This window comes from Skermanella stibiiresistens SB22, from assembly GCF_000576635.1.
Classification (GTDB): Bacteria; Pseudomonadota; Alphaproteobacteria; order Azospirillales; family Azospirillaceae; genus Skermanella; species Skermanella stibiiresistens.
In genome coordinates this window covers 140807-158574 of sequence record NZ_AVFL01000017.1, presented here as the reverse complement: position 1 = coordinate 158574, position 17768 = coordinate 140807, and the positions used below count along the sequence as shown (strand labels likewise).

General features: G+C 65.5%; 15 protein-coding genes. 6 read left to right on the top strand and 9 right to left on the bottom strand.

Features of this window, described 5'->3' with window-relative positions; all coding sequences use genetic code 11:
• Nucleotides 1–134: 134 nt before the first annotated feature.
• The 6 genes from pflB to N825_RS21645 all read left to right on the top strand — a co-directional run bounded on the left by pflB (nucleotide 135) and on the right by N825_RS21645 (nucleotide 6970).
• Nucleotides 135–2420, top strand: coding sequence for a formate C-acetyltransferase (pflB, locus tag N825_RS21670; protein ID WP_037456830.1), 2286 nt, complete (start codon nucleotides 135–137; stop codon nucleotides 2418–2420).
• Nucleotides 2407–3213, top strand: a complete 807-nt coding sequence (gene pflA / locus N825_RS21665) for a pyruvate formate-lyase-activating protein (protein WP_037456828.1) — start codon at nucleotides 2407–2409, stop codon at nucleotides 3211–3213. Before pflB ends, pflA begins: the two co-directional genes overlap by 14 nt.
• A gap of 112 nt (nucleotides 3214–3325) precedes the next feature.
• Nucleotides 3326–3907 carry a sigma-70 family RNA polymerase sigma factor gene (locus N825_RS21660; RefSeq protein WP_037456825.1) on the top strand — a complete coding sequence of 194 codons (582 nt, stop codon included), beginning with the start codon at nucleotides 3326–3328 and terminating at the stop codon, nucleotides 3905–3907.
• Nucleotides 3904–4608 (top strand): cupin domain-containing protein, encoded by a 705-nt coding sequence (locus N825_RS21655; RefSeq protein WP_037456822.1) that lies wholly within the window; start codon nucleotides 3904–3906, stop codon nucleotides 4606–4608. Before N825_RS21660 ends, N825_RS21655 begins: the two co-directional genes overlap by 4 nt.
• A 73-nt stretch (nucleotides 4609–4681) precedes the next feature.
• Nucleotides 4682–6178 carry a fumarate hydratase gene (locus N825_RS21650; protein ID WP_037456820.1) on the top strand — a complete coding sequence of 499 codons (1497 nt, stop codon included), beginning with the start codon at nucleotides 4682–4684 and terminating at the stop codon, nucleotides 6176–6178.
• Nucleotides 6179–6349: 171 nt separating this feature from the next.
• Nucleotides 6350–6970 carry a BLF1 family deaminating toxin gene (locus tag N825_RS21645; RefSeq protein ID WP_037456818.1) on the top strand — a complete coding sequence of 207 codons (621 nt, stop codon included), beginning with the start codon at nucleotides 6350–6352 and terminating at the stop codon, nucleotides 6968–6970.
• Nucleotides 6971–6980: 10 nt separating this feature from the next.
• On the opposite strand, the gene N825_RS21640 is transcribed toward N825_RS21645, so the two are convergent.
• From N825_RS21640 to N825_RS39060, 9 genes are all read right to left on the bottom strand, one after another.
• Entirely contained in the window at nucleotides 6981–7913 is a 933-nt protein-coding gene (locus N825_RS21640) for a LysR substrate-binding domain-containing protein (protein WP_037456817.1), read from the bottom strand.
• Between the two features lie 35 nt (nucleotides 7914–7948).
• The gene (locus tag N825_RS21635) at nucleotides 7949–8881 is read right to left on the bottom strand and encodes an HpcH/HpaI aldolase/citrate lyase family protein (protein ID WP_063833900.1); all 933 of its coding nucleotides are present in this window, start codon (nucleotides 8879–8881) and stop codon (nucleotides 7949–7951) included.
• Complete coding sequence (locus tag N825_RS21630) at nucleotides 8878–10074, bottom strand: CaiB/BaiF CoA transferase family protein (protein ID WP_037456816.1); 1197 nt, start codon at nucleotides 10072–10074, stop codon at nucleotides 8878–8880. The genes N825_RS21635 and N825_RS21630 overlap by 4 nt, the downstream gene beginning before the upstream one ends.
• A gap of 26 nt (nucleotides 10075–10100) precedes the next feature.
• Nucleotides 10101–11210 carry a zinc-binding dehydrogenase gene (locus N825_RS21625; RefSeq protein WP_037456814.1) on the bottom strand — a complete coding sequence of 370 codons (1110 nt, stop codon included), beginning with the start codon at nucleotides 11208–11210 and terminating at the stop codon, nucleotides 10101–10103.
• Nucleotides 11211–11226: 16 nt separating this feature from the next.
• Nucleotides 11227–12504: a TRAP transporter large permease gene (locus N825_RS21620; protein ID WP_037456811.1), complete on the bottom strand. Its 1278-nt coding sequence runs from the start codon at nucleotides 12502–12504 to the stop codon at nucleotides 11227–11229.
• Nucleotides 12501–13067 (bottom strand): TRAP transporter small permease, encoded by a 567-nt coding sequence (locus N825_RS21615; RefSeq protein ID WP_198038813.1) that lies wholly within the window; start codon nucleotides 13065–13067, stop codon nucleotides 12501–12503. The genes N825_RS21620 and N825_RS21615 overlap by 4 nt, the downstream gene beginning before the upstream one ends.
• A gap of 5 nt (nucleotides 13068–13072) precedes the next feature.
• On the bottom strand, nucleotides 13073–14089 hold the full coding sequence (locus N825_RS21610; RefSeq protein ID WP_037456808.1) for a TRAP transporter substrate-binding protein: 1017 nt from the start codon (nucleotides 14087–14089) through the stop codon (nucleotides 13073–13075).
• A gap of 111 nt (nucleotides 14090–14200) precedes the next feature.
• Nucleotides 14201–15640 carry an aldehyde dehydrogenase family protein gene (locus N825_RS21605; RefSeq protein ID WP_037456806.1) on the bottom strand — a complete coding sequence of 480 codons (1440 nt, stop codon included), beginning with the start codon at nucleotides 15638–15640 and terminating at the stop codon, nucleotides 14201–14203.
• Nucleotides 15641–16684: 1044 nt separating this feature from the next.
• Nucleotides 16685–17734, bottom strand: coding sequence for a hypothetical protein (locus tag N825_RS39060; RefSeq protein WP_157619470.1), 1050 nt, complete (start codon nucleotides 17732–17734; stop codon nucleotides 16685–16687).
• Between the last annotated feature and the right edge of the window lie 34 nt (nucleotides 17735–17768).

Sequence of the window (17768 nt, the reverse complement as noted above, 5' to 3'; positions counted from 1 at the left end):
ATCACAAACCGGCGACCGCTTGACCTGTGTCAAAACGATGCGGGCGGATTGGCCGTATCGTTGGGGGAATACGCTTCCTGGCGCGGCGGATTCCGCGCCGGATGAATAAGCGGACGAACCGGAAGGTTGGGACGATGGATAGGATGTTGGCGGAAGACGGTGCCGTGGACCAGCGGGACGCGGCGGCTCTCGACCCTTGGAGGGGTTTCGCCGGGACGGCTTGGCGGCACGCGGTCGATGTCCGGGACTTCATCCTGCGGAACGTCCACCCCTATGAGGGTGACGCCGGTTTCCTGGCGGGTGCCAGCGGCAGGACCAAGTCGCTGTGGCTGGAAGTGTCCGAGCTGCTGAAGCGGGAGCGCGCCGCCGCGGGTGGGGTACTGGACGCCGACACCGAGACGCTGTCCTCGATCATCTCGCACGCGCCGGGCTATATCGACCGTGAGCTGGAGGTGATCGTCGGGCTTCAGACCGATAAGCCGCTGAAGCGCGCGATCATGCCGTTCGGCGGCTGGCGCATGGTCAAGAACGGGCTGGAGGCCTATGGCTTCAAGCCGTCGCCCAAGCTGGGCGAGGTGTTTCCCGGCATCCGCAAGACCCACAACGACGGCGTGTTCGATGTCTACACCGAGGAGATGACCCGGTGCCGGAAATCGGGCGTCATCACCGGGCTACCCGACAGCTACGGCCGCGGCCGGATCATCGGCGACTATCGCCGCGTGGCGCTGTACGGCGTCGGGCGGCTGATCGACGACAAGATGGTTCAGTTCAAATCGCTGGAACTCGACCAAATCGCCGAGGAAACGATCCGGCTGCGCGAGGAAATCTCCGAGCAGATCCGGGCGCTGGAGGAGCTGGTCGTGATGGCGGCCCGCTACGGCTTCGACGTGACCCGGCCGGCAGCCGACGCCCGCGAGGCGGTGCAGTGGACCTATCTAGCCTATCTGGCCGCCGTCAAGGAGGCCAACGGCGCCGCCATGTCGCTGGGCCGCGTCTCCAGCTTCCTGGACATCTACATCGAGCGCGACCTGCGCGACGGCGTGCTGACCGAGGACGTGGCGCAGGAGTTGATCGACCAGTTCGTGGTCAAACTGCGTCTGGTGCGGTTCCTGCGCACCCCCGAATACGACCAGCTGTTCTCGGGCGATCCGACTTGGGTGACCGAGTGCCTGGGCGGCATGGCGCTGGACGGGCGCACGCTGGTGACGCGCAACAGCTTCCGCATGCTCCAGACCCTGCACAACCTGGGTCCGGCGCCCGAGCCGAACCTGACCGTGCTGTGGTCGGAGCGGCTGCCCGACGGCTTCAAGCGGTTCTGCGCCGAGACCTCGATCAGGACCTGCTCGCTGCAATACGAGAGCGACGACCTGATGCGCGATTACTGGGGCGACGATTATGGCATCGCCTGCTGTGTGTCGGCCATGCGGATCGGCAAGCAGATGCAGTTCTTCGGCGCGCGGGCCAACCTCGCCAAGACGATGCTCTACGCCATCAACGGTGGCCGGGACGAGGTCTCTGGCGAGCAGATCGGCCCGGCCTTCGCCCCGATCACCGGCGACACGCTCGACCATGACGAGGTCATGGCGAGGCTGGTGCCGATGATGGAGTGGCTGGCCAGGGCCTATATGAACACGCTGAACGCCATCCACTTCATGCACGACAAATACATGTACGAGCGGCTGGAGATGGCGCTGCACGACCGCGACGTGCTGCGGACCATGGCGTGCGGCATCGCGGGCCTGTCGGTGGTGGCCGATAGCCTGTCGGCGATGAAACACGCGACCGTCAAGGTGGTGCGCGACGAGCGCGGGCTGGCGACCGACTACGTGGTCGAGGGCGATTATCCGGCGTTCGGCAACAACGACGACCGGGTCGACGGCATCGCGGTCTGGGCGGTCGAGACCTTCATGGCGATGCTGCGGAAGCAGAAGACCTATCGGGGCGCCGTGCCGACCCAGTCGGTGCTGACCATCACGTCCAACGTCGTCTATGGCAAGAAGACCGGCAACACGCCGGATGGCCGCAAGGCGGGACAGCCCTTCGCTCCGGGAGCCAACCCGATGCATGGCCGCGACCGCAAGGGCGCCATCGCATCGATGGCGTCGGTCGCCAAGCTGCCCTATGCCCACGCGCAGGACGGCATCTCGTACACCTTCACCATCGTGCCCGGCGCCTTGGGGCCGACGCAGGAGGAACGGGTCGCCAATCTGGTCGGGATGCTGGATGGCTATGTCGCGCAGGGCGGACACCACATCAACGTCAACGTGTTCGACCGCGAGACGCTGCTGCACGCCATGGACCATCCGGAACTTTATCCGCAGCTGACGATCCGGGTGTCCGGCTACGCGGTGAACTTCATCAAGCTGACGCGGGAGCAGCAACTGGACGTCGTGTCGCGCACGTTCCATGCCCTACACTGACTTCAGGGCCGAATTGGCGGCGGCGGTTCCCGTCGGGACGGCCGCCGCTGGCCGACTGGCCGGACGGGTGTCCGGCTGGGTCCACTCGGTCGAGACCGCCGGCACGGTGGATGGCCCCGGCGTGCGGTATGTGGTGTTCCTGGCCGGGTGTCCACTCCGCTGCCAGTATTGCCATAACCCCGACACCCAGCACATGCACGACGGCACCCCGACAACGGCGGCGGAAGTGGTGGCCGACATCGCGGCGACGGCGGGTTTCCTGCGCCATGGTCATGGCGGGGTGACCTTGAGCGGCGGCGAGCCGCTGGTCCAGCCGGAGTTCTGCGCCGCGATCCTGCGCGGGTGCAAGGATTTGGGCCTGCACACCGCGCTGGACACCTCGGGCTTCCTGGGCGCCCACGCCGACGATTACCTGCTGGCCGACGTGGATCTGGTGCTTCTGGACATAAAGGCGTTCACGGAAGCAACCTATCGAAAGGTGACCGGTGCCGCGTTGCGCCCAACACTGGAATTCGCCGAGCGGCTGGCATCGCTGGGAAAGCCGGTCTGGCTGCGCTATGTGCTGGTGCCGGGACTGACCGACGATATCGCGGAGATCACGGCGCTGGCGGAATTCGCCGCCGGTCTTGGCACCGTCGAGCGGGTGGACGTGCTGCCGTTCCACAAGATGGGCGAACAAAAGTGGCGCGATCTCGGCCGGCCCTATCGTCTGGGCGACACCCAGCCGCCGTCAGCCGAGTTGACCGACCGGGTGCGCGGGATCTTCCGCGCGGCGGGGCTGGTGGTGCCCTGACAGCTTGGTGGGTTGCCTTTATCCGGAAATGAACAATATCACCGCGCCGCCTGTTGCAGGAGGATCAGGCATGAAGTGATTTTGGAATGGCCCGACAGGGGAAACGTCAGCTGTGAATTCGGAAGGACCTTCCGCGGAACCTTCCGTCCAGACACCTTCCGACCAGGGGAATCTCCTGCGCGCCGTCGCGGCTGGAGACCGGCGGGCCTTCGCGGCGCTGTTCCACCATTTCGCCCCCCGGATCAGGGTGTTCCTGCTGCGGGCTGGAGCACCGTCCGGTGTCGCGGACGAGATCATCCAGGACGTCATGCTGACCGTCTGGCGGAAGGCTGGAGACTACGATCCCGATAGGGCCAGCCCGGCCGCCTGGATCTTCACCATCGCGCGGAACCGGCGAATCGACCTGCTTCGGACCGAGCGTCGGCCGGAGCTGGACCCCCATGATCCGGCGCTGCGCCCAGTCGAGGGCGAGGACGCCGAGACGGCGCTGGGCCGGCTCGAGTTGGGGGCGAAACTGCTGCGGGCGATCGAGGATCTGCCCAAGGAACAGGAGGAGGCCCTGTTCGAAACCTTTTTCCGGGATAGATCCCAGGGGGACTACGCCGAGGAGAGCGGTCTGCCTCTGGGAACGGTGAAATCACGACTCAGGCTTGCCTTCGCGCGGCTTCGACTTGCATTGGAGGAGGCGACTTGAGCGGGCTATACCATCAACCTCCGGCCCATCACCCTCCGGAAGATATCCTGGTCAGCTACGCGGCGGGCAGCTTGCGCGAGCCCGAGGCGCTGGCGGTGGCGACCCATCTGGCCTACTGCCCGGCGTGTCGGCGCGACAGCGCCTTGCTGGAGGAGGTCGGGGGCGTGCTGCTGGCTGATTTGCCGCCAGCGCCAGCGGACACTCCCGCCGCTGACGGTGACGGCGTGCTGGAGACCCTGTTGTCCAGAATCGATGAGGGTTCGGCCGAGGGCGCGACCCCGGCTCCCGTGACGGCGAACTCCCTGGCCGAGTGGGGGTTGGAGGGGCTGACGATCCCGGAACCGCTGCGATCCTATATCGCGCGGACGGCGGTACGGACGGGCTGGATCACGCTGGCCGACGGTATCGAGGCGCTTCGCCTGGACATCGCCCAGCCGCCCGCCGTGGCGGAGATCCTGCGGATGCGGCCGGGATCGGTGCTGCCGACCCATCGGCATCCCGACCAGGAGTTGATCCTGGTGATCCAGGGCCGATTCACGGAGGAGGCCAGCGCCTGGACCGGTCCGGGAGGCCGTTTCTCCGAGGGCGATCTCAGTGAATTCGACGGTGGCACGATCCACACGGTCGTCGCCGGTGACGATGGGTGCGTCTGCTACCGGATGCTGGCGCAGCCGGTGGAAAGATTGGAGGCGGAAGCGTGACGGCGGGTGCTAATGAGGCGATTTTGGGTTAGCGATGGAGTATGGTGGCCCCGACTTTCGACCGAGGAATACCATGACCATCATCCGCCAAGACGATTTCATCGCCAGCGTCGCCGACGCCCTTCAATACATCTCGTATTATCACCCGCCGGATTTCATCAAGGCCCTGACCGCCGCCTATGAGCGGGAGAAGTCGCCGGCGGCGCGCGACGCGATGGCCCAGATCCTGGTCAATTCGCGGATGTGCGCCGAAGGCCGGCGGCCAATCTGCCAGGATACCGGCATGGTCGTGGCCTTCGTCAAGATCGGCATGAACGTGCGCTGGGATGCCGACATGGGCATCGCCGAGATGGTCAACGAGGGTGTCCGCGAGGCCTACCGCAATTCCGACAATCCGCTGCGCGCGTCCATGGTGTCCGACCCGGCGGGGGCTCGCCGCAACACCGGCGACAACAGCCCGGCGATCACCCACATGGAGGTGGTGCCCGGCGACCATGTCGAGGTGACGGTGGCGGCCAAGGGCGGCGGGTCCGAGAACAAGGCGGTCTTCACCACGCTGAACCCGTCGGACGATCTGGTCGAGTGGGTCCTGAAGGCGGTGCCGAAGATGGGTGCAGGCTGGTGTCCGCCCGGAATGCTCGGCATCGGCATCGGCGGCAGCGCCGAGAAGGCGATGCTGCTGGCGAAGGAATCGCTGATGGGCGAGATCGACATCCACGAGCTGAAGGAGCGCGGCCCGAGCAACCGGGTCGAGGAGTTGCGGATCGCGATCCACGACCGGGTCAACGCGCTGGGCATCGGCGCGCAGGGCCTGGGCGGGCTGACCACCGTGCTGGACGTCAAGATCAACGACTTCCCCTGTCACGCCGCCTCGCTGCCTGTGGCGATGATCCCGAACTGCGCCGCCACCCGCCACATCCACTTCACCCTGGACGGCAGCGGTCCGGCGACCCTGCCGGCGGTCGATCTGGCCGATTGGCCCGACGTTCACCTGGACCCACCGGAGACGGCGCGGCGCGTCGACCTGGACACCCTGACGCGCGGACAGGTGGCGGAATGGCGCGCGGGCGAGCGGCTGCTGCTGAACGGTACGCTGCTGACCGGGCGCGACGCCGCGCACAAGCGGATCTCCGACATGCTGGGCCGGGGCGAGCCGCTGCCCGACGGCTTGGACTTCACCGGCAAGCTGATCTACTACGTCGGCCCGGTCGACGCGGTGCGCGACGAGGCGGTCGGTCCGGCCGGCCCCACCACGGCGACGCGTATGGACCGCTTCACCGATCTGATGCTGAGTCGCACCGGCCTGCTCGGCATGATCGGCAAGGCGGAGCGCGGCCCGGAGGCGGTCGCGGCGATCAAGGCGCACGAGGCGGTCTCGCTGGTCGGCGTCGGCGGTGCGGCGTATCTGGTGTCGAAGGCGATCACCTCGGCCCGCGTCGTGGCGTTCGGCGACTTGGGCATGGAGGCGATCCACGAGTTCCAGGTCAAGGACATGCCGGTGACCGTGGCGGTGGACAGCACAGGCCAGTCGATCCACGCCACCGGCCCGGATCTGTGGCGCATCGGCTGACCGCCGCGGGTTGAGCGAGAGAGCGGCCGGGGAGGTTCGCCTCCTCGGCTGGATCGGCTCAAATGCTCGCTAAGATTTTAGATCGGACACTCAGATTTCGAAAAATCAATATAACTGATAACTCTTTCCCTCTGTGGTAGCATCCCTTTTTCTCACCAAGGGGATTGCACCATGCCGACACCGATCCAGGACAAACTCCGCACCGCGATGACCACCGGCGGCACGCTGACCGTCGATTTCTCGTCCGATCTGAACGCCAAGGCGGCCGGACGGCTGGACGTGTTCCTTCATGATCTGGGAACCTCCATCAGGATCGACTTGGCCACCACCGGCGAGCCCGCGAACATCCTCTGGCTGCCGTGGAAGCAGGGCAATCTAACCGAGTTGCAGCCGTCCTCGATCTCCGGCGCGGCGGTGAACAGCTTGTTCTTCACCTACTATCTGTCCGGGTGCAAGGTCTTCGGGATCCGCGGCGGCCCCGTCTGGCACATCGACGCTCCAGTCACCGTGGCGGAATTCTGGCCGCGGATCGCGAGCGACGATTGGGTCGAGGATTACTGGCCGGTCGGCGACACCGAGGACGTCGCCTACATCCATCGCGCCGGCCAGCAAACGAATCTGTGGGACCTGTCGACGCATCTGACCGGCGCCGCGCCGACGACCTATGGCTCCGGCAATGTCGGTCAAGCCATCGTCGGCGGTGTCGTCAACGCCAGCAAACAGATCGACTTCTACTTCCAGTCGAGCCCCTGGGCCACCCTGCCCTACACCAGGCAGACGCGGAAGAACTGATCCCGCCGGCTCACCACAGCTTGGCGCGCCACCAGCCGGAACCCGCCTGCTCGCGGAGGATGCCGACCGCGATGCGTTCGACCTCCCGGGCGGCGCGGGTCAGCGGTCGGTTGCTGGCGTGGGCGATGTGGACGGAGCGTTCGACCACGGGTTCCACGATGCGGGCGACCGAGAGGGCGGCGCCGGACTCGTCGCTCTCCAAGGCCGCCAGCGACAGGATGGTGTGGCCGGCGCCGCGTCGGACCAGACGCTTGATCTGGCTGAAGGCGTCGATCTCGATCGTCACGTTCAGGCTGATGCCGGCCCGCCGGGCCGATTGCTCGACCAGGGAGCGGAGGCCGTGCTCCCTCCCCGGCAGGACGAATTTGAGCGGCTCCAGCCGGTGGAACGGCGCGTCGCCGCTCTCCGCGATGCCGGCCAGCGAGGCCTCGTCACGACCGGCGAGGTATAGCTCCTCGGTCAGGAGCTTGGTGCTGTCGATGCCGGAGTTCGGCTGGGCGCCGTAGAGCAGGCCGACATCGACCTGCCCCTCCAGCAACCACTGCGCGATATAGCCGCTCATGCTCTCGACGACCCGCAACGTCACGTTGGGCAGCTCCACCTGGGTCCGCTCGATCAACGGAACCGCCAGGATCGTCACCAGCGAGGTCGGGATCGCGAAGGTCACGCGGCCTACGGGACTGTCGGAGCGTGACCGAAGGCTTTCCCGCGCGTCGTCGGCCGATTTGAGGATCAGCCGGGCGTGGCGGATCAGTTCCTGCCCCTCGCTGGTCGCCACCACGCCGCGGGCCGAGCGCTCGAACAGGACGACGCCGAACTCCTCCTCCAGGTTGCGCAGATGGGTGCTGATCGAGGGCTGGGCCACGCGCAGCGCCTGCGATGCCTTGAGGATGGAGCCATGTTCCGCGACGGCGAGGAAGTACCTGAGTTGGCGAAGATCCATCGGCGGCGGCGGCGTCCCAGGCGTGTTCCGTTAAGTCAGGCCTTATCTGGTGAGCGGGTGCCCCCCCTGTCCACGGCTAATCCGGATATCGCCCGGTGCCGGGTCAGCACCGCCCGCGACTGGTCGACCACGGGAAGGTCGAGCATGCGACCCTTGTGGCGGACGGCGCCCCTGCCCTCGCGCAGGCCGGCCTCGAAGGCCGCCACGACCTCCTCCGCGTCCTGGACCTCCTGGGCGGAGGGGGCGAAGGCCTCGTTGAGGATCGCCACTTGGTCGGGATGGATGCAGAAGCCACCCTCGAAACCCAGCCGGCGCGCCTCCTGGATGACGCGGCGGTACTGGTCCAGGTCGGTGTAGTCCGCCACCGAACCGACATAGCCAATCGGCAGGCAACCGGCAGCCCGCGCGGCGGCCACCGCCATGACGTTGGGGACGTAGAGGCTGCGGGCGTCGGGCACCATGCCCATGGAGACCGCCAGATCCTCGGCGCCGACCGTGATGCCGAGGACGCGCGGCGCCCCGGCGATGGCGCGCATCTCGCCCAAGCCGTCGGCGGTCTCGATCATCGCGACAAGGCCGGTGTGACCCCGGGGCAGACCACGCTCGAATTCCAGCTCGTCCAGGATCTCGCCGACGGCGCGGATATGGCTGGCGTCCGGCACCTTGGGCAGCGTCAGCGCCATGACCTCGGCGCAGACGCTGGACTCGATGTCGGCGATGGCTTGGCGCCACGGCCGGTTGATCCGGACCACGACCTGGACGCCCTCGGCGGCCAGCCGGGCGGCGGCGGCGCGGACCATGCCGCGCGCCTCGACCTTCTGGTCGGGCGGGATGCTGTCCTCCAGATCGAGCTGGATGACGTCGGCGCCCCGCTTGGGAGCGCTGGCGAGGAACCGTTCGTTGTTGACGGGAACGAACAGCATCGAGCGCCAGATCGGCAGCGTCTTGGTTGCGAAAGCCTGGGTCATGCCGGCATCTCCTGTTCGCGGTCCGCCAGGGTGATCCCGAGTTCGGCCAGGATCTCGGCGTTGTGCTGGCCGATGCGCGGCGCCGGACGGCGCATGCCGCCGGGCGTGCCGGACATCCGGGGAATGACGTTGTGCATGGGAAGCGTTCCCATGTCCTCGTCGGGCAGTTCGACGATGACCTCCCGGCCACGGACGAAGGGGTGGTCGACTAGATCGGCGATCGAGCAGACGGGACCGACGGTGACGCCCGCCGCCTCGAACAGGTCCAGGTTCTGCTGCTGGGTGCGCGTGGCGATGACGGCGCCGATGATCAGGTCCAGTTCGTCGCGGTGGCGGACCCGGTCGTCGTTGGTCCGGAACCGGGGATCGGTGATCAGCTCCGGGTGGCCGATGGTGGTGAAGATGCGTTCGGCCATGGACTGCATGGAGCCGGACATCGCGACGTATTTGCCGTCGGAGCAGACATAGACGTTGCGCGGCGCCGTGTGGGTCGACTGGTTGCCGGCCCGGTTGGACGGCACGCCGGTCAACTGGTACTGCGCGGCCTCGGCCCCGATCATGGAGAAGATCGGCTCGAACAGGGACAGGTCGATCACCTGCCCGCCCTTCTCGCCCCGGACGGCGTGACGCAGGGCCGCCAGCACGGCGGACGAGCCGTAGAGACCCGCGACCATGTCGGCCATCGCCAGCGGCGGCAGGACCGGCGGACGGTCGGGATAGCCGTTGAGGTGGGCGTAACCCGACATCGCCTCGACCAGCGTCCCGAAGCCGGGCCGCTTGGCGTAGGGGCCGGTCTGGCCCCAGCCGGAGATGCGGAGGATGACCAAGCCGGGATTGCGCTGGTGCAGCACATCAGGCCCGAGGTTCCAGCGCTCCAGCGTGCCGGGAACGAAGTTCTCCACGATGACGTCGGCGGTCTCGACCAAGCGCAGCAGGATGTCCTTGCCGCTGTCGGTCTTGATGTCGAGCGCCATGCTGCGCTTGTTGCGGGAATAGACCTTCCAGTAGATCTCGACGCCCTCGACGCGCCAGTTGCGCAGGTCGTCGCCCTTCTGCGGGTGCTCCACCTTGATCACGTCGGCCCCTTGGTCGGCCAGCACATGGGTGACCATGTTGCCGGCGACCAATCGGGAGAGGTCGAGTATCCTCACCCCATCTAAGGGGCCGCGGCTGTTCTCGTCGTATTGCGGCATCTGTCGCGTTCCAGTCGGATGGGGTGTCAGATCTCGATGACGGGCTTGATTTCCTCGAACTTCCGCATCCGGTCCAAGGCGGTGTTGACCTCGTCCAGGCGGTAGCGGCCGGTGATCATGCGCTCGAACGGGATCGTCTTCTGGTGGCGCTGGACGAACTGCAACGCCTTCCAATAGCTGGCGGCGTCGCCCGAGAACGAGCCGATGACCTGGAGGTTCTTCTTGACGATCATCGACGGTTTGATCTCGGTGCCGGCCTCGCCAAGCTGGCCAACGACCAGATAGCGGCCGCCCTTGCGGGCGATCTCCAAGCCCTCGGAGAAGGCGGCGGGGTGGCCGGTGAACTCCATCACGATGTCGGCGCCGCGCCCGTTGGACAGCTCGCGCACCTTGTCGGCGCGCTCGGCCGGCGATGTCGTCTCGACGGGAATGACCTCGTCGGCGCCGAACTCCAGCGCCATGTCGAGCCGGGCCGACGGGCCGCCGATCACGATGACGCGCTTGGCGCCGCCGACCTTGGCGACCGCCGCCGCGAGCAGGCCCAGCGGGCCGGCGCCCTGGATCGCGACGGTGTCGGTGGGGGCGATCGGCCCGATCTGCGAGGTCGCGTTCATGACCGAGCGGAAGGCGCAGCTGCACAGGCTGGCGAGATCGTTGGGAACGTCGTCCGGCACGCGGATGCGGCCCGATTCCGGCAGCACGTAGCCGTATTCCGAGAAGCCGCCCATCAGGAACGGCGGCTTCTCCATCGACTCGTACATATAGGCCTTGCGGTTGTCGCACAGCGTCGGCTGGCGGGCGACGGTGCAATAGAAGCACGAGCCGCAGGCGGTGTGGGTGTAGACGATGCGGTCGCCGACCCGGAGCGGATTGCCGATGCTGTCGCGGTCCGAGCCGGAGCCGAGCGCCACGATCCGTCCGACCATCTCGTGGCCGATGATGATGGGCAAGTCGACTTTGAGCGACAGCGTGCCGCGCGACAGGTGGACGTCGGTGCCGCAGACGGAGCAGGTCTCGATGCGGGCCAGGATGGCGCCGGGCTCGATCTCGCGCGGGACCGGCACGTCCTCGATCCGGAGCGGCTCGCCGAATTGGCGCAGGACAGCGGCGCGGGAGCTGGTGGGAAGGGCTGTCATGGGAGATGTCTCCAGATCAGAAGAATACGCGGTACCAGAGCGGCAGCGCGGGAATGTAGGTGATGGCGGCCAAGGTCAGCAGTGTCGCCAGCAGGAACCAGCCGAAATACGGCGCCATCTCGAGCAGGCTGGCCCCGGTCGTCCGCGCCGCCACGTAAAGGTTGGCGGCGAGCGGCGGCGTCAGCAGGCCGATCTCGATGTTGGTCACCAGGATGATGCCGAAGTGGACCGGGTCGATGCCGAACTGGTCGGCGGCGGGCGCCAGCAGCGGTCCCATCAGCAGCACGGCGGCGTTGGTCTCCATGAACATGCCGACCAGCAGCAGGACCAGGTTGACCATCGCCAGGAAGACCAGCGGGCTGTCGGTCACGCTGATGGCGAAGCTGGCGATGTCTTGCGGGATCTGCGCCAGGACCAGCGCCCGGTTGAAGATGGCGGTGAAGGCGATGATCGTCAGGATCGCGGCGGCGGTCCGCGCCGTCGTGCTGAACACGCCCGGCAATTCATTGGTCCGCAGGGTCCGCTGGAGCAGGGTCACGGCCAATGTGTAGAGGGCCGCCACGGCCGCCGCTTCCGTCGGGGTGAACAGGCCGCTGTAGATGCCGCCCAGCACCAGGAACGGCAGGAACAGCGCCGAGGCGGTGCGCAGGTTGTTGCGGCCGCGCGACAGCGTGCGGCCGGTGTCGGAGGCGGCGCTTTCCCGGCCGTTGACCAGGGCGCGCTTGGCCAGCATCGCGTGGGTCGCGAAGAAGACGCAAGCCATCACCAGACCCGGCAGGAGCGTCGCCAGGAACAGTTCCGTGATCGAGACGCCGACGATAGAGCCGTAGAGGATCAGCGGGATCGACGGCGGGATCAGCACGCCGAGCAAACCGGCCGCCGCGACCAGCGAGGCGATGTAGCCGCGCCGATAGCCGCGCCGCTCCATCTCCGGCCCAACCGTGCCGCCGATGGCGGCGACCGTCGCGACCGAGGAGCCGGTGATGGCGCCCATCAACGCGCTGGCGCCGATCGCGATGTGGCCCAGCCGGGCCGGCAGGCGGCGCAGCAGGAGGTCGCAGAACGCGGTCAGGCTTTCCGCCAAGCCGCCCCGGTTCATGACCTCGCCGACCAGCAGGAACAGCGGGATCGCCAGCAGCGGGAAGCTCATGACGCTGTCGTAGGGGACCGAGCCGAGGCTATCCAGCCACAGGTCGAAGGTCTCGACGTTCAGCAGCACGACCAGCGCGAAGGCGACGCCGATCGGGGCGCCGATCAGCAGCAGCATCGCCAGACCGAAGATGATCGGTGTCATGACAATCCTCCGGAATTCGGCAAACCGGGATGGGGCTGGCCGGTGACTAGTCGGTAGAGGTCGGCCAGCGCGTGGAGGATCATCAGGGCGCTGCCCAGGACCATGAACCCGGCCGGCACCGCCACGGGCGTGCCCAGGTCGATCAGGTTCTCGCTGGACTCGTACGCGTAGGCGAAGAATTCCCACGCGACGTAGAGGAAGATGCCGGCGAACAGCAGCTGCGAGAGCATGGCGCCCGCGTGGGCGATCGACCGCAGCGGCTTGGAGGGAAGCTGCTGGGCGATCTCCACGCTGATATGGGCGCGGGCGTAGGTGCAGAGCGCGGCACCGACGAAGGTCAGCGGCGCCATGGCGACGATGCCCAGCTCGCTGACGTTCGGGACCGGCAGTTCGAAATAGCGCGCGACGACGCTGAACACGATGGTGGCGAGCATCACCACGAGGGACGCCCCGGCGATGAACGCCTCCACCCGGTAGATCCCCCGTTCGACCCGGTCGAGCGCCGAGGACCCTGGACCCGGCGCCACCGCGACGCCGGGATCCATCTGGGTTCGCTCCACCATGGACATCAATCCAGGGCCGCGATCTCGGCGCGCAGCAGCTTGACCCGCTCCTCGCCATAGATCTTGCCCAGGCCATCCCACTGCGCCCGGCCGAAGTCGGCGAACTCCTTGAGGGCTTCCGGCGAGAGCTTGGTGACCTGGACGCCGCCGGCGGCGATCTTGGCGAGGAATTCCGTGTTGAGCGCGCGGTTGTTCTCGATCTGCTTGCGGCTGACCTCCACCGCGGTGTCGCGGATCATGGTCCGCTGCTCTTCGCTGAGACGGCCCCAGAAGCGGTCGCCGGCGACGATGGTGCCCATGGCGTAGACGTGGTTGGTCGTCGTCATGAACTTCTGCGCTTCGAACAGGCGCGAGTTGTAGGTGATGCTCGGCCCGTTGTCCTGGCCGTCGACCGTGCCCTGCTGGAGACCGGTGAACAGTTCCGGGAAGGGCATCGTGATCGCCTGGGAGCCCGCGGCGGTGAAGAAGCCCTTGATGCCGGCGGAGCCGGGCACCCGCAGCTTGAGGCCCTGGAGATCGGCGAGCTTCTCGACCGCGCGGCGCGAGTTGGTGACCGAGCGGAACTCCAGTTCGAAGAAGCCCAGCGGCTCCATCTTGTGCTTCTGGAGGGTTTCCCGCAGCGTCTTCTGGAGGATGCCGTTCTCGTTGTAGAAGATCTTGTCGGCCTGCGCCAAATCGTTGACGATGTACGGCAGGTAATGGATGTCGAGCAAGGGGTCCAGGCCGGTCAGCGAGCCGGGGTTGAGGAACGCCAGTTCCAGCGAGCCCCGCGCCAGTTCGCGGCCCAGCGTCTCGTCGCCGCCCAACTGGCTGTTGGGGAACACCGAGATATCGATCTCACCGTTCGACCGCTCCTTGATCAGGCGGGCGAATTCCTGGCTGGCCTGATCGACCGGGCTGTTGGTGGCGAAGACGTGGCCCAGGCGGCCCCGCATCTCGCGGGCCTCCGCCGGCAGGACGTTGAAGGCCGCTAAGGCGAGCGCGCAGGCGCAGGCACCGAACAGGGCGCGACGGGACAACATGGGCGATCCTCCCCTTGGGAATTACGGTTGATTATCGTTGCTTGGACTTGGACTGGCGTGCGCTTCGACTGGGCTGGGGTTGGCTGGCCGGGCGCGTGGCCCGGCCCGCTCTCAGCCGTGCTTGAGGACGACCGTCTTCGCGACGGTGAACTCGCGCAGCGCCTCGAAGCCCTTCTCGCGGCCATGGCCGCTCTTCTTGACGCCGCCGAACGGCAGTTCGATGCCGCCGCCAGCACCATAGGCGTTGACGAACACCTGACCCGCCCGCACGGCGCGCGCCAGACGTAGCTGCCGGGCGCCATCCTTGGTCCAGATGCCGGCGACCAGACCGAAGTCGGTGCCGTTGGCGATCCGGATCGCGTCGGCCTCGTCATCGAACGGAATGGCGGACAGGACGGGACCGAAGACCTCCTCGCAAGCCAGCGTGTGCTTGAGCGGCACGGGGCCGAACAGCGTCGGCTTGACGTAGTAGCCGCCTTCGGGAGCGCCGTCGGTGATGACGCCCTCGGCGAGGACGGGGACGCCGTCGGACTTGGCCTGGGCCAGGAAGCCCTGGACGCGGTCGAACTGGTTGGCGCTGATGACGGGACCGCAATCCAGGTCGTCGCCATGGGGGCCGACGCGGACCGCCGCGACGCGCCGGGCGAGGTCGGCGATGAAGCTGTCGAAGATCGAACGCTGGACCAGCACGCGGCTACCGGCGGAGCAGGTCTGGCCGGCGTTCTGGACGATGGCGTTGACGATGCTCTCGATCGCCAAGCGCTGGTCGGCGTCCTCGAACACGATCTGCGGCGACTTGCCGCCCAGCTCCAGCACGCAGGGAACATGGTGTTCCGCGGCGGCCTTCTGGACCAGCGTGCCGACCTCGGGCGAGCCGGTGAACGACAGGAAGTCGATGCCGGGATGGGCGGCCAAGGCGGCGCCGGCCTCCTCGCCATAGCCGGTGACGACGTTGATGGTGCCGGGCGGGAAGCCGATCTCCATCGCGATCTCGGCCAGCCGGATGCAGGACAGGCAGGCCTCCTCGGCCGGCTTGAGCACGGCGGCGTTACCGGCGGCGAGGCTGGGTCCAAGCGTGCGGCCGAACATCTGGGCCGGGTAGTTCCACGGGATGATGTGGCCGGTGACGCCGCGCGGCTCGCGCAGGATCATGACGGTGTAGCCGTCGAGGAACGGGATGGTGTCGCCGTGGATCTTGTCGGCGGCGCCGCCGTAGAACTCGAAATAGCGGGCGGTGTTGACGATGTCGGCGCGGGCCTGCTTGAGCGGCTTGCCGGTGTCGCTGGCCTCGATCTGGGCCAGTTCCTCGGCGTGCTCCAGAATCTTCAGGCCGAGACGGCTCAGCAGGCGGCCCCGCTCCAGCGCCGGGGTCTGGCCCCAGGCGCCTTCGAAGGCGCGCCGGGCGGCGCGGACGGCGTTGTCGACATCCTCGGCGGTGCCGCGGGCGATGCGGGAAATCTCCTTGCCATCGCTCGGGCTCAACATCGGGATCGTCTGGCCACCGGAGCCCGAGGACCAATTATTGTTGATGAGAATCTGGTCGAAAGGCATGTGTCCTCACTCTCGTGGTGCGCGGCCGAGGGGGTATTTCTTGAGCGATGTCGAAGTTGTCGATCAACTTTACTGGCGTTGACCAGCCATGCCGCCGGCGACGACGCGCCAGCCCAATTCCATCTCCCCGAACCGCGTTTTTATTCTTCAGCGGTCTTGAGACTAGACGTCTCTGGAAAACTAGGGAAATACGATTTAACGGGTGTGGGTATCGGAATAAGCTATAGCTGGGGAGCGGAGCGGAGGTTGGGGCTATAGCTGGGATTGGGGTGGTGGGGTGGTGGGGTGGTGTGGGTTGGTCTACGGTGTGGGGTGGTGGGGGCTGGAAGTGTCGCGGAGTGTCAGGAGGTGGGATGACACCCCCCCCGAATGCGGCCAAAATGTCATCATTCGTCATGATGGCGTGGGGATCGGGAGGGTGGCGGGACGGGCGGCGGGCGGATGACGCGGCTGGGGTGGCATCGGTGGTTCCGGATTCCTGGCGTGGCTGGCGGCGCGTATCCTACCGGCGAAGGCATTAAGGAAAACTTTCCTTGGTGCGTTTGGTGGGACAGGGGTTGGACTTTGGCATGGCTCCGCCTTTTCAACAGACCGTTCTGACCGTTGCGCGAACCTCAAGCGGTCCCAAAATCACTGGGAGGCTCGCGCGGCAGATTTATCTTGTATTTTTAACATCAATGGTGAGGATGGGGGTGTCGCGAGCGACATAAAGCTCCCTCACCGACGCAGGTTCGCGCTGGACCGGGAATTTCGGGCTATTTTACAATGGAATAGATCGAAGCGGTCGCTCCCCGTGCGGGAGCGTGGATTGAGACGACCCCGCGAAGCGCCGTATCGTCTGGCCCGCGAGTCGCTCCCCGTGCGGGAGCGTGGATTGAGACAAGGTTTGCAGGTTGCGGCAATGCGGTATTATGGCGCAAACGCCACCGAACCTGAGATAGCAGTTTTATCGGGTAGATGAAGTTTGGTTGTATGGCCGATGCGATTTGGGAGCAAAGCCCGCTTGCTAAGATTTTATCATCGGCGCGGACATCCCCCTGCACGTCAATGGGCATTATCAATCAGGTCAAAGCTGGCGATGTCGGTCAACTGTCTTGGCTGCCTGCCCGGCAGCAACTTGCCCGCAACCCTAACATATGAACCATCATCCATGTGTGCTTTGTAGGCTTTTTCGTAATCGTTGTGATTTAGAATCACTCGCGCACGTATACTTTCCCCTTCGCGCAGCAAGATGGATAATATAACCTCTCCCGATCTCCGGCCATTTTCATCCATATCACCTTCAAGCCCTTCGACTGTTCCAATAAATACATCCTCCTTATGAATCTCCGTTGAGCGTAATTCTCTCCGAATTTCCTCAATTCTTGAAAAGTAATCACTTTGAATTCTGATCTGCTTGGTCTCTATGCAATCAACAGCAGGAAGAAATGGAGACCAAAGTATAGAGAAAGCTATTGAAACATCGGATTGTTCATCACAAAGCCTTGTCAAGCCATCACATAAATTTGAAGATACAATAGTGTCTCTCCCGCCCCTAACATCATCAATGAGGCCGATAGCGTTGTCCGTTTCTATTGCATCAACAATCCTTCTTATTCCTCTATTAAGCGCAAGCATTGTTCTTCTGACAAATGGATAATGATGATCATCAATTGGCAATGGCGGCGCTTCTACATCAAGCGCATTTACTGGGCAGGATATCTTCAATACAAAACTGCCACGCCCAGTATGACAGAACTTCGAATGATCAATCAATTTCATGGCTTCAGTGCGCGCCAAACGAGGATGGTGCGCCTGAGGCTTGAGAACAGCACAAGCTGACGACATGATCATAATCTGGGTGCCGGATATTGCCGACGCAGCGTATGCTAGTGGTATATGGTTTGATAATGATACGGCGGATGTCACGCCAAATTGTATAATATCGTCGCGCACACTGAGAATATTAGACCTAATAACGCGCTCATCTTCTTTGTAAATATGCGACAGCTTCTCCATTACCGTCCGAACCGAGTCATCATAATCCGGGGCGGAACTGTGCATTGGGAATGCCAATTGCCGACGATCAAAATCGGCGTGCATCAGTACATACATTCCCCTGGATCTCCCCTCTGGAACCAGAGTCCAT

Bases quoted from the DNA above. Each gene is read 5' to 3' on its own strand.
- pflA (WP_037456828.1), top strand. From the start codon at position 2,407: ATGCCCTACACTGACTTCAGGGCCGAATTGGCGGCGGCGGTTCCCGTC.
- N825_RS21615 (WP_198038813.1), bottom strand. From the start codon at position 13,067: ATGGTGGAGCGAACCCAGATGGATCCCGGCGTCGCGGTGGCGCCGGGT.
- N825_RS21605 (WP_037456806.1), bottom strand. From the start codon at position 15,640: ATGCCTTTCGACCAGATTCTCATCAACAATAATTGGTCCTCGGGCTCC.
- N825_RS21645 (WP_037456818.1), top strand. From the start codon at position 6,350: ATGCCGACACCGATCCAGGACAAACTCCGCACCGCGATGACCACCGGC.
- pflB (WP_037456830.1), top strand. From the start codon at position 135: ATGGATAGGATGTTGGCGGAAGACGGTGCCGTGGACCAGCGGGACGCG.
- N825_RS21620 (WP_037456811.1), bottom strand. From the start codon at position 12,504: ATGACACCGATCATCTTCGGTCTGGCGATGCTGCTGCTGATCGGCGCC.
- N825_RS21640 (WP_037456817.1), bottom strand. From the start codon at position 7,913: ATGGATCTTCGCCAACTCAGGTACTTCCTCGCCGTCGCGGAACATGGC.
- N825_RS21635 (WP_063833900.1), bottom strand. From the start codon at position 8,881: ATGACCCAGGCTTTCGCAACCAAGACGCTGCCGATCTGGCGCTCGATG.
- N825_RS21630 (WP_037456816.1), bottom strand. From the start codon at position 10,074: ATGCCGCAATACGACGAGAACAGCCGCGGCCCCTTAGATGGGGTGAGG.
- N825_RS21625 (WP_037456814.1), bottom strand. From the start codon at position 11,210: ATGACAGCCCTTCCCACCAGCTCCCGCGCCGCTGTCCTGCGCCAATTC.
- N825_RS21650 (WP_037456820.1), top strand. From the start codon at position 4,682: ATGACCATCATCCGCCAAGACGATTTCATCGCCAGCGTCGCCGACGCC.
- N825_RS39060 (WP_157619470.1), bottom strand. From the start codon at position 17,734: ATGTATGTACTGATGCACGCCGATTTTGATCGTCGGCAATTGGCATTC.
- N825_RS21610 (WP_037456808.1), bottom strand. From the start codon at position 14,089: ATGTTGTCCCGTCGCGCCCTGTTCGGTGCCTGCGCCTGCGCGCTCGCC.